Consider the following 11,420-nt stretch of genomic DNA (forward strand, 5'->3'; position numbering starts at 1 on the left):
GATGCAGTACATCGCACCTCTGGCAAAATTGATCGAGCACTTTCGCGCACTGCCGGGCATTGGCTCCAAGACGGCAGTGCGTCTTGCTTATCACATCCTGGACATGGATGCGGCGAAGGCAAAAGCGCTTGCCGCCGCCATCGTCGAGGCGCGCGAGAAGATCGGCTTCTGCAGCCTCTGCTGCAACCTCTCGGATGCGGATCCCTGCGCCATTTGCGCCTCCGCAAAGCGCGACGGCACGAAGATCTGCGTCGTCGAGCAGCCGCAGGATGTCGCCGCCATTGAGCGCATGAAGGATTACAAGGGCCTTTACCATGTGCTGCACGGCGCACTGTCACCGCTCCAAGGCATCGGCCCCGAGAATATCCGCGTCAAGGAGCTTCTGAAAAGGCTTGAGGGAGGACGGGGCGAGCAGGTGGAGGAAATCATCATGGCGACGAATCCCACCGTTGAAGGCGAGGCGACGGCCATGTATCTGGCGCGTCTCTTGAAGCCCGCGGGCCTCAAGGTCACACGGATCGCCCATGGCCTGCCCATCGGCGGCGATCTCGAATACGCCGACGAAGTCACCCTTTCCAAGGCGCTGGAAAACAGGAAGGAAATATAATCATGCTTGACATCATTGCGGCGCTGGCCATCGGCCTGCTCCTCCTCTGCATTCTCGCGAAGATCCTCGCCCTGCCGTTTCGGCTGCTGAAAAAATTCATCGTCAACAGCGTCGTCGGCGCGGTTCTTCTGGCCATCGTCAAGTTCCTCGGCTTCAAGGTGACGATCAACATCCTGACGGCGCTGCTTGCCGGCATCTTCGGCATCCCCGGCGTCCTCCTCGTGCTTGCGTGGAGCTATCTGTAAACGACATGTTCAGCCGTTACGCGAAACGGCAGGATTTTCTAAAGAAGGAACAAGATTGGACAACGAAAAAATGCTTCCGCCCCAAGCGGGAGAAAAGCTTTGGACAGCGGAATTTCTTGGTCTCAGCGGCGCGAACTTCTTTCAGTTCATGTCGCAGTACATCCTCATCGTCGGCCTTCCCATCTATATCATGGACGACATGGGCGGCGGGGAGCTGGAGGCCGGGATGGCCATGACCTTCTTCCAGATCGGCACCGTCTGCTGCCGCCCGCTGGCGGGCCGGCTGATTGACAGCGTCCACAAGGGGCGGCTTATGCTCGGCGCGACGCTGGCCTTCTTCGCCATCATGGCCGCTTTCTGCTTCGCACATACGGAAGAGGCGCTCTATGGGCTGCGCCTCCTGCACGGCATCCAGTTCGCACTTGGCACGACGGCGGCTGCGACGCTCGCCGCGCTCGTCCTGCCCGCCGCGAAAAAGGGGACGGGCATCGGCTACTTCGCTCTTTCGACGAACCTCGCGATGGTCGTCGGCCCCCTCGTAGGGCTCCTCGTCATACGCTCGTTCGGCACGCTCGCCATGTTCCTGTGCCTTGCAGGCAGCGCACTCCTGACCGTCTGGCTCGCCAACCGCAGGACGCTCGACGAGGCTCTTGTCCGGCCGGAGAAGAAAAAGGAAGGAGGCGCCCGCTTCTCGCTCGTCGAGCGGCGTGCCTTGCCGATGGCCGCGCTCGGCGGGCTTGTTTTTTTCGCCTACGGCGGCGTCCTGACCTTCATTCCCCTTTATGCGCGCAGCATCGGCCTTGAAGCGAGCGTGAGCCTCTTCTTCGCCGTATTTGCGCTCGTCATCGTCCTCACACGTCCCTTCGTCGGGCGTCTCTTCGATAAAAAAGGCTCGGATTATACGGTGTATCCGGGTTTGGCGCTCTTCCTCGCAGGCTTCCTGCTCTTCGGCACGGCGAACAGCCAGGCGCTCTTCCTCCTCTCGGCGGCTGTGCTCGGCGCGGGTTTCGGTGCTGTCAGCCCCGCCTTTCAGACGCTCGCTGTTGCAAGCGTGCCGCCTGCGCGTGCAGGCCTTGCGACAGCGACCTACTTCTGGGCGCTCGACATCAGCGTCGGCCTTGCCGCCGCCTTCCTCGGCCTCGTCGCCGCCCGTTTCGGCTACGACTTCCTTTACGGCTTGCTCTCGCCTGCCGTCCTCCTTTTTGCCGCCACTTTTTATGCTCTTTGGCGCAGGCAGGGAAAACGCGGCGGAAGCCGAATATAAATTTATATGAAGTGAAGATGAGAAAGATATCCTGCAAAGGAGGAACAGCATGGAGCAGCATTGTTGTGTATGCGGCGTCGCCGTAAGAAAAGGCGCGGCCTTTTGCCCGGAATGCGGTGCGTCCCTGCAGCCTGTGGGCTGGGCCTGCCCCCGCTGCGGCGGGCAGAACCCGCAGGACGCTGCCTTTTGCGGCGCCTGCGGTGCGAGAAAAAGCGACGGCGTGAGCGATGCGACAACCATGATGCCGCCGGTGCAGCCGCAGCAGACGGGGCATTTTCCCCGGCCGTCGGCCGCTCCTATGGCGGCACAGCCGCAGCCGCCCGCCTGGCAGGGCGGCGCGTCCGGAGGCGCACAGCGCTCTGTTTTGCAGGACATGCGCCTCTGGGCGGCTGTCATCGTCCTACTCATCCTGTTGGCGGCGGGCGGCGGTTCGTACTATTACTTCAACTACATGAACGAGGGAAACTACATCAAGCAGTACAGTCTGGCAGCCAATGCCGTCGGAGAAATCGACGGGCTGCTCGGCTCTGAGGTGCGCGCCGAAAAGCTCAAGGGCGCGGCGGCAAACAATGTGCGTCAAAAACTACAGGCGCGGAAAAACTCTTTCGACGACACGGCGAAGGACTTCGCCAAGCGTACGCCGTTCAAGGGGTACGAAACCCAACATGCCGATACGATTTCCCTGCTGCAGAAGGAAAGCGCGCTCGTGGATGAAATCATGACCGTGCTCGCCAATCCGCTCGATGCGCAGGCGGACGAGATGATCAAGACCATACGCGAGGACATCGCCGCGCGCAGCGACCTCGGCGCGAAAATTCAGGTGCAGGGTGCAAACTTCGTCGCAGCCGCAGAGCTGTCCAGCGTGCCGCAGCAGTTGGCTCTTTTCGTCTCGGCCGAGAGAAAGGCTGAGGAAGAAAGGAAGCGCGTGGAAAAAGAAAAGAGCGAGCGCCTCGCCGCAATGAACGCTTTTTTCAGCAAGATGGAAGAGCTGATCAATCGCTATGAAAGCGCCAAGACCGATCTGAACGACATCATGAATTCATCCTACAAGAACGACATCATCTGGGCGGATTACTTCCGTACGGTCGACCGCGCGAAGAACACAAGGCAGGCTTTCCGCAACGAGCTCAAGGGCATTGCGGCTCCCGCCGGGGCGGAAGACATCAAGGCCGAGCTCGACAACGTCCTCGCCCATGCTCTGACCTACTGCGAGCTCAAGAGCCAGGCGGCGCACCTCCAGTTCAACCGATATTATACGAACGCGAGCAAGAAGGAAGCCGAAGCCCGCGCCATGGACGACGACATCCAAAAAGAATATGCGGCCTTCAAAAGCCATTTCCAGGAAGAAAAAGCTCGCCTGACAGCAGGCGGGATATAAAAAAAGCCGTGGGACAAGCGAGTTCGCTTCCCACGGCTTTTTTGCTGCCGCGTTGATGTACTTGTACTTTGTTAAAGGCAAGGGGGCGGAGGCGGTCTGTAGGGTTCTCTTCGCCGTGTTCACACAGGCTTTCCTGCTGCGGCAGCCTGCTCCAGAGTCGGCTGCGCGGCTGCGGGCTTTTCGCCCTTCGCGCGTTTGGCGCGGCGGTAGGCGCCGTCGGAGCGCATGAGATAGGCGCGCGTGTTGTCCTTGAGGTAGGTCCGCAGGATGGCGAGCAGGCGCTTTTTCAAGGGCTTGGCGCGGACGGGCAGCATGAGCTCGACGCGGTTGTTGAGATTTCGCGGCATCCAGTCGGCGGAGGAGATGAAGACGTCTTCCTGCCCGCCGTTATAGAAGTAGAAGATGCGGCTGTGCTCCAAGAAGCGGCCGACGATGCTGCGCACGCGGATGTTCTCGCTGACCTCTTTGAGGCCGGGGCGCAGGACGCAGATGCCGCGCACGATGAGATCGATCTTGACGCCGGCGGCGGAGGCTTCGTAGAGTTTGGCGATGATGAAGCGGTCGAGAAGCGAGTTCATCTTCGCCGCGATATAAGCCTTTTCCCCTTTTTTAGCGCGCACGATTTCCTGCTCGATGCTCGCCGTGATGCGTTCGCGCAGGGTCAGCGGGGCGACGGCGAGGCGGTTCCAGACGGGCGGGTCGGAGAAGCCCGAGAGGAAGTTGAAGAAAGCCGAAGCGTCGACGCCGGTCAGGGTGTCGGCGGTGAAGATGCCGACATCGGTATAGACCCTGGCCGTCGAGCCGTTGTAATTGCCCGTTGCGATATGGCAGTAGCGGCGGATGCCCTCCTCCTCACGGCGGATGACCATCGTGATCTTCGAATGGGTCTTGAGGCCGAGGATGCCGTAGATGACATGGCAGCCGGCTTCTTCGAGGCGGCGTGCCATGAGGATGTTGTTCTCTTCGTCAAAGCGCGCTTTCACTTCCATGAGAACCGTGACCTGCTTGCCGTTTTTCGCGGCTTCGGCCAGGGCGGCGATGATGGGGGAGCCGCGCTCGACGCGGTAGAGCGTCTGCTTGATGGCGAGCACCTTCGTATCGGCGGCTGCCTGCTGGATGAAGCGCTCCACGGTGTCGAAGGATTCGAAGGGATGATGCACGAGAATGTCCGCTGCGGCGATGGCCTGCCAGATGTCCGCCGCTCGGCGCGCGGCGAGATCCAGGGAGGGACGCGGCGAAAAGCGCGGATAGCGCAGGGCGTCGAAGCCTTCGAGATTGGCGAGGTCGGCGAAGAAGGAGGCGCCGAGCGGCCCCTTGGCGGTGTAGACGTCCATATCCTCGATGGCGAGCTCCTCCTTGAGGAATTCGAGGATGGACGCAGGGCAGGCGGCCGAGATCTCAAGGCGCACGGCTGCGCCCTTGCGCCGCTTTTCCAGCGATTTTTCCACCTCGGCCAGCAGATCCTCCACGTCGTCGCGGATGTCGAGGTCGGCGTCGCGCGTAATTCGGAAGGGCACGACATCCAAAATCTCGTAGCCCGTGAAGAAGCGCCCGGCAAAGTGCGCCAGAACGTCCTCGAGGAGCAGGAACGCCGTACCGCCGGGGAGGCGCAGCAGGCGATGGATGACGGGCGCGGGAACGGGAAGGATGGCGAGGCGCGTCTCCTGCTCGCCCGCGCGGCGGAGCAGGACGGCGAGATTCAGGCTGCGGCTGGCGAGGAAGGGGAAGGGATGCGCGGGGTCGACGGCCATCGGTGTGACGACGGGATAGATTTCGCGCTCGAAGAGCCCGGTGAGCCAAAGCGCCTGCTCGCCTTCCAGCTCGCCGGGGCGCAGGAAACGGATGCCGTGCTCCTTGAGCTCCTTGAGGACGAGGGCGAGGCAGCGATAGATGTCCTGCTGCTGGCGGTGTGCCTGTGTCGAGATGGCATGCATCTGCTCTGTGGGACGCATTCCGGCGATGTCGCGATGCTCGATGCCGCTTTCGATGAGGTGCTTGATGCCCGCGACGCGGATCATGAAGAATTCGTCGAGGTTTGAGCAGGCAATGGCGATGAAGCGCAGGCGCTCGAGCAGCGGATTGTCCTTGCCCGTGGATTCTTTCAGGACGCGCCGGTTGAAGCTCAGCCAGGATGTTTCGCGGTTCAGGTAGTAAGCTCTTTTCATGGGATCCATGCTAGTCCCTCCTCAGGCTTTTTCGAGCAGAGGCGCGATGCCGAACACCTCGCGGAAGAGGTCGGCGGCGCGCCGGAATGTCCACCGGATCAGCGGTATGTCGTACTCGGTCACATAAGCGACGCGGAGCTCCTCCTTTTCCAGTCTCGCAGAAAAGCGCGCGATCTTGCCGCTGTGCCCCTGATCGAGCGCATCGGCCAGGCGCAGGATGGCGCAGAGCTTGAGCATGATGATTTTCTGCTCGTGTGCGAGAAGCGCATAGGGATTGTCCTTGCGGCCGGGATTTGCGCTGTTGTAGTAATAGGCGATGTTGGCGACGATTTCCTTTTCCTTTTCGGAAACGCCGAAAAAGTCTGTACCGAGGATGATTTCATAGGAATAACGGCTGTAATGGCGCAGATTGATGAACTTGCCCGTTTCATGCAGGATGGCGGCGAGGCGCAGCAGGAGGAGCGAGCGCGGCTTGAGGCCGTGTTCGCTTTCGAGCGCGCGGAAAAGCTGCGCGGCGGCATCCTCCACACGCTTGCAGTGCTCCGGCGTCGAGCCGTACTTTTCCGCCGTCGTGCGCGCGAGCTGCAGCGTGCGGCCCTCCTGTTCCGCGAGGCACGGAAGCTGCGCCATCCGTGCGCCTTGGTAAGCGCTGTAGCTCTGCAGGAAAGTCGTTCCCATGAGGAAGAGTCCCTTGACCCGCGTGGAGCGCACGACCTCGTCGTAGAGCAGGATCGTCGGCAGGAGGAGATTGGCGCGGCTCTCGGGAATCTTGCAGCGCTGCATGAGCTTTTGCGGCGTCATGGGGCCGAAGGAATCGACGAAACCTAAAAATTCCTCGGGCGCGAGAAAGGCATAGGAGCCTTCCTGCCCGGGGGCGAGGAGGGAAGCCACGGTTCGCGCCTCGAGGCCGGAGAGCACGAGGTGGCGTATGCCGTAATGCTCGATGCTCGGCCAGAGCGGCGAAAGAGCCGCATGGATGTAGTCGCGCACGGCGGCGGGAAATAGCAGATCCTCGCGCTCCTTTTCGCTGAAATGCTCGAGGATGCGCAGGCTGCCGCTGGCGACGTTTTGCTGGAAGAGGAGCCGCCCCGCCTGCCAGCCCGTCAGACCTAGGCCGCCTGAGGTGATGTCCAGCAGAAGTACGGGCTTGTCGCCGAAGTTTTCCGCATTTTCGAGAAGCTCGTGCGACAGAGCGAAAAACTTATAGTAGATTTCCTGCGTCATATCGGCCACCTCGACATCGAAGCCCGTGCGGATCCGGATCCGGTCGAGAATGCCGAGCCGGTTTTCCGCTTCCCGAAGCACCGATGTGCCGATGGCAAAGACCTTTTCCACACCGTAGTCCGCGAGCAGACGACGATAGCCCTCCAAGATATGGCAAAGCTCGCTGAGAGAAGAAAAAGAAAGGCGGCCGCTGCGGAACACTTCCTCGCCGAACCCCGTTGCCTTGCGCACGCGCTCGATGATTTCGACATCCTCCATCGAGGCGAAAGAAACGATGATGAGGCTTGTATGCACGGAGCCGACATGCACGACGCCGTAAAGGAACCGCTTTTTCATGACAGGCTGCCCCCTTTCTCTTCCGCGGGATATAAGCGGAAATACGCCGAAAACGGCGGGTTCTTTCTATTTTAACATAAAGCGCCCGATGGTGTGCTTGAATATTTCACAAAGAACGACTTTTCATTGACGTTCACAAAATCATCAAGAGAGGCGTGATTTACGCCTCTCTTGATCATCCGTAATGCTTTTTATGGTTATAGTCGAGGCAGTATACCAAATTCTTTTTTCCGTCGCCTCGTTCCTGCATATACATTCTTCCTGTTTTGCTGTAGCGATATTCGAATAGTTTTTCAATCTTCCATTCATTAAATGGCTGTTTTCTGATCCCGTTAGATAAAGGATCACCATTGTTTATGGTTTTCAGCAATTTATACACTCTTTTGTCGAAGGTTTTTTCATCCAAAATTTCAGCGATAGCGAGAGGCGTAAATTCTAGATTGTCGAAAATCTCTTCTATAAGAGTTCTCGTATCTTTCTTTATTGTGCTCTGCATGCGTGTATTTATGTTGTTCATAAAATCCGCGAAGGAATGTTGGGCAGTCGTGAATTCTTCTTCAAGTATACCGATTAATTCTCTGTTTTCTTTTGCTTCTTGCAGGATTTTCTCATAGCCCTCCAACCGTTTTTTGAGACTAATGATCTTAGCTGATAACACGACGCTGCGCACGGGTTTGTCTATAAATTCGACACCGTATGCTTAGGGGAGAGAAGAACTTCTTTTTATTTCAAGTATCGCGTATATTCCAGAGAGGCTGGATATGGCGGCGCCGGTTCCTGCCGTACCAAAGGAACTCGCCAGAAGGACGGCAGAACCGGAAGCTAATGAACCTACGGCTGTACCTTTAAGAATGGATTCAGCTGCTATATTATCCTCTACGCTAACAGCTTGTTGGTTTGTTTTTTCGATTTTATGATTGTCAGTCGTTATAGGAATCCCCAGATCTTCAAAGAAGGAACGCAATTCCTCAGTAATTCTCTCTAAGTTCGCTATTTCATTGCTTAGGATAAAATAAGTTCTCTCATATTCCTTTACAGATTCGTTCATTTGTTCTTCAGTCGATTTATTTAATTCTTGTACTCTTTTATATCTTTCCTGAGGAGAAGTAATTACTTCTTTTCCTACATCTATAAGAGAGGAGCCTATTTCAATAATGCCGTTAAAAATATTTGCGGAACCATAAGGAGATATTCTAGTAGAATTCTTTTTGCTCCCCATAATGTGCGCCTCCTTTGCTTTATTAGATTTCAGGATATATAGAGATTTCTGTTATGATCCCATCTCTATCAATCCCGAACAGCATATAGAGGCCATCGGATAGAATGCGCACGCCATCTTTAAAAACGCGGCAGCGATTCTTATAATGATCTTTTACAGCGGATATGTCAGAACCTACGGTGAACCCCAATGGCGTCTTTAATCCGTTATCCCCCGTACTTTTAATTTTATATACGTTATGATCATCTTCATCAATGTCTATAGTAAAAGTTGTCCCGTAATGCAGCGTCTTTAGATGCTGAGGCTCGTAGAATTTTCCCTGGTAATAGGAAACGCTGTCCGGTTCTCCATATACGCTGATTACATATTCCTCGCTCGAACCAAAAGAAATTCCTCCGATTGTCAGGTCTTCTTTTGGCACGCTTTTTGTCGGTGCAGCAAAACAAACCTGTGCGATTAAAAGAAAGATCGCGGCAGCAAGCATGATCATTTTTGTTTTCATCTTTTTCTCCTCCTTAGTAAATATGATGTTTTATTCATATAATTCTAATTTCCTGCTAAAAAATCCTGCTTGAAATAAAACCGGGAAGGATTTTTCCTGCACTTTGCTTGAGAAGCTGAGAAAGAGCGCGGTTTTTCGGGCGCTTGTTTCGTGAAAAATCTCCGTGCTCCTGCTATAATGGGGAAGATGAGTTTTTGGCAAAGGAGGCGAAGCGATGGAGCGCATACGCATTGCGGCGGCGAGGTGCATCAAGGGGCAGATGCAGCCGCCTTGCCGCGCCTGCGAGGCGGTCTGTCCGGCGGGGGCGTTTTCGTGGGGGATGTTGGACGCTTCGGCCTGCATCGACTGCGGTCTTTGCACGGCGGTCTGTCCGGCGGGGGCGGTGGAGACGCAGCTCGCTTATGGGGAGCGTCTGGCAGAGGCTTTTGCGCAGCCGCGCGTTTTGCTTGCCTGCGAAAAGACGGCGCAGCGGGCAGACCGGGATGCCGCATGGGATGAAACTGCGGCAGCGGGCGAGGCGGCCGCCCGTACCGAAGGCGCTGCGCCGCTTCCCTGCCTCGGCTTTTTGACGCGCGGCCTCCTCTGGGCGATCGCTTCGCAAAAGGAGGCGCGGCTTATCGTCGGCGCATGTCGTTCCTGCATTCCGGCTGTACATCGCCATCTGCTCGCTGAGGCCGAGGCGGCGAATGAGGCGCTGTTGGCGGCAGGGCGGCCGCCCATCGCTGTGCTTGATGAAGCGCCTGCGGCAGGAAAGGTCAGCCGCCGCGATTTCTTCCTGCATTTCGTACAGGCGGCAAAGGAACGCTTGGGACAGGGCGGGGAGGTGGCGACGGGAGAAGCGCGGGAGGGCGACGGAGCGGCAGTCATCGGAACAGCGGCATCTTCTTCATCATACGAGACCGCTGCTGCGGCGCAGAAAAAAGAGGCGGAGATGCTTTCGCCGCCGGTTTCGTTTTTCACGCCTGTCTGGGCGTTTTCCCGCGGCGCTCTGCCGGCTGCAGTCCATGGCGATCTCACGCTCTTTGACGGCTGTACGGGCTGCGGCTTCTGCGCGCGCCTCTGTCCGTCCGGCGCGCTTCGGGCGGAGCTGCAGGAGGCGGAGCTTGTGCTCACGTTTTATCCGCAGCTCTGCACGTCCTGCGGGCTTTGCCAGGCGCGCTGCCCCAAGGGGGCGCTTCGCCTCACGGCGAGTCCTGCCGCAAAGCGCTGGCGCGTGCCGCTGCCGCATTGTGCGTCTTGCGGTGCGCCGTTTCAGCCCATAGGTGCGAGCGATGTCTGCCGCGCTTGTCTGGACGGCGCTCGCACGGCGGCCGCTCCTTCTTCGCCGCACGAGGATTAGGGCGGGTTGCCTTTTGGCGGCGCTGTTGCCGGAGGCAGGAAAATTTCCTTTGAAGAGAGCGCGAAAAAGGCCGCTTTCCGATCTTTCGGCTGCGGCGGCGCTTCGCGCTGCGATGTGGATTTTGACGCAGTTTCCCTTGTTTTTGCCTTTATACTAAGGTATACTGAAACCATGATAACGGGTTTCAGACTGGGGTGAGGGAAATGGTTTATACAGTGACGTTCAATCCATCGCTTGACTACATCCTGCGGCTCGACGCACTGGAAAAGGGTGAGATCAACCGCGTGACGTACGAGAACATCCTTCCCGGGGGCAAGGGGCTCAATGTGTCGATGGTTCTGAAGAATCTCGGGCATGAGAGCCAGGCATTGGGCTTTGTCGCGGGGTTTACGGGCGAGGCGGTGGAAAAGCAGTTCGCCAGCTTCGGCTGCCGGGCGGATTTCGTTCGCCTGCCCGACGGTTTTTCGCGCATCAACGTGAAGATCAAGGCGAAGGAGGAAACGGAGATCAACGGGCAGGGGCCGTTGATTTCGGAAGCGGCGCAGCAGGAGCTTTTCCGGAAGCTTGAGAAGCTGGAAAAGGGCGATACGCTTGTCCTGGCGGGCAGCATACCGAATACGCTGCCCGACGATATTTACGAGCGCATCATGGAGCGCCTGGCGGGACGCGGCTGCCGCATCATCGTCGATGCGACGAAGGGGCTGCTGCTGAAGGTTCTTGCCTATGGGCCGTGGCTCATCAAGCCGAACAACCATGAGCTTGGCGAGATGTTCGGAAAGGAACTGCGGACGGAGGAGGAGCTTCTGGCTCATGCGGGAAAGCTGCAGGAAAAGGGCGCGAGAAACGTCCTGATTTCGATGGCAGGCGAGGGTGCGCTGCTTTTGACCGAGGATGGGAAATCGTACCGCAGCCCTGCGCCGAAGGGAACGCTCGTGAATTCGGTCGGCGCCGGCGATTCGATGGTGGCGGGATTCCTCGCGGGGTACGAGGAATCGGGAGGCTCTCTGGAGGAGGCTTTCTTCATGGGAGTTGCGACGGGATCGGCTTCGGCTTTTTCGGAGAATCTCGCGACACGGCCCGAGGTTGAGGCGCTTTTGCGGACGATTCGCCGCTGAACGGCGGCGCGGTTCGAAAAAGGGAG

11 protein-coding genes are annotated in these 11,420 nt (G+C 57.9%); 6 read left to right on the forward strand and 5 right to left on the reverse strand.

What is annotated here, in order from left to right:
• Position 1: 1 nt before the first annotated feature.
• The 4 genes from recR to ACRTGH_RS05165 all read left to right on the forward strand — a co-directional run bounded on the left by recR (position 2) and on the right by ACRTGH_RS05165 (position 3,494).
• Positions 2 to 607 carry a recombination mediator RecR gene (gene recR / locus ACRTGH_RS05150; protein WP_368847919.1) on the forward strand — a complete coding sequence of 202 codons (606 nt, stop codon included), beginning with the start codon at positions 2 to 4 and terminating at the stop codon, positions 605 to 607.
• 2 nt (positions 608 to 609) lie between these two features.
• On the forward strand, positions 610 to 852 hold the full coding sequence (locus ACRTGH_RS05155) for a pro-sigmaK processing inhibitor BofA family protein (protein WP_368847920.1): 243 nt from the start codon (positions 610 to 612) through the stop codon (positions 850 to 852).
• A 70-nt stretch (positions 853 to 922) separates the two neighbouring features.
• Positions 923 to 2,116 carry an MFS transporter gene (locus ACRTGH_RS05160; RefSeq protein ID WP_368847933.1) on the forward strand — a complete coding sequence of 398 codons (1,194 nt, stop codon included), beginning with the start codon at positions 923 to 925 and terminating at the stop codon, positions 2,114 to 2,116.
• 49 nt (positions 2,117 to 2,165) lie between these two features.
• Positions 2,166 to 3,494 carry a zinc ribbon domain-containing protein gene (locus ACRTGH_RS05165; RefSeq protein WP_368847921.1) on the forward strand — a complete coding sequence of 443 codons (1,329 nt, stop codon included), beginning with the start codon at positions 2,166 to 2,168 and terminating at the stop codon, positions 3,492 to 3,494.
• A 119-nt stretch (positions 3,495 to 3,613) separates the two neighbouring features.
• Here the strand turns inward: ACRTGH_RS05165 and ppk1 are convergent, their stop codons facing one another.
• The 5 genes from ppk1 to ACRTGH_RS05190 form a co-directional block, all read right to left on the reverse strand.
• Positions 3,614 to 5,668, reverse strand: coding sequence for a polyphosphate kinase 1 (ppk1, locus tag ACRTGH_RS05170; RefSeq protein WP_368847922.1), 2,055 nt, complete (start codon positions 5,666 to 5,668; stop codon positions 3,614 to 3,616).
• 12 nt (positions 5,669 to 5,680) lie between these two features.
• Complete coding sequence (locus tag ACRTGH_RS05175) at positions 5,681 to 7,219, reverse strand: Ppx/GppA phosphatase family protein (RefSeq protein WP_368847923.1); 1,539 nt, start codon at positions 7,217 to 7,219, stop codon at positions 5,681 to 5,683.
• A gap of 175 nt (positions 7,220 to 7,394) precedes the next feature.
• Positions 7,395 to 7,889, reverse strand: a complete 495-nt coding sequence (locus ACRTGH_RS05180) for a hypothetical protein (protein WP_368847924.1) — start codon at positions 7,887 to 7,889, stop codon at positions 7,395 to 7,397.
• Between the two features lie 30 nt (positions 7,890 to 7,919).
• Positions 7,920 to 8,438 (reverse strand): hypothetical protein, encoded by a 519-nt coding sequence (locus tag ACRTGH_RS05185; protein WP_368847925.1) that lies wholly within the window; start codon positions 8,436 to 8,438, stop codon positions 7,920 to 7,922.
• Positions 8,439 to 8,460: 22 nt separating this feature from the next.
• The gene (locus ACRTGH_RS05190) at positions 8,461 to 8,940 is read right to left on the reverse strand and encodes a hypothetical protein (protein ID WP_368847926.1); all 480 of its coding nucleotides are present in this window, start codon (positions 8,938 to 8,940) and stop codon (positions 8,461 to 8,463) included.
• Between the two features lie 214 nt (positions 8,941 to 9,154).
• Here ACRTGH_RS05190 and ACRTGH_RS05195 point away from each other — a divergent pair, with 214 nt between their 5' ends.
• Together ACRTGH_RS05195 and pfkB are read left to right on the forward strand one after the other, a co-directional pair.
• On the forward strand, positions 9,155 to 10,279 hold the full coding sequence (locus ACRTGH_RS05195) for a 4Fe-4S dicluster domain-containing protein (RefSeq protein ID WP_368847927.1): 1,125 nt from the start codon (positions 9,155 to 9,157) through the stop codon (positions 10,277 to 10,279).
• Between the two features lie 203 nt (positions 10,280 to 10,482).
• A complete protein-coding gene (gene pfkB / locus ACRTGH_RS05200) occupies positions 10,483 to 11,394 on the forward strand; it encodes a 1-phosphofructokinase (RefSeq protein ID WP_368847928.1) in 912 nt (303 codons plus the stop codon).
• Positions 11,395 to 11,420 lie beyond the last annotated feature (26 nt).

Origin of the sequence: Selenomonas oralis (genome assembly GCF_051603425.1) — a bacterium.
Classification (GTDB): domain Bacteria; phylum Bacillota; class Negativicutes; order Selenomonadales; family Selenomonadaceae; genus Selenomonas; species Selenomonas sputigena_A.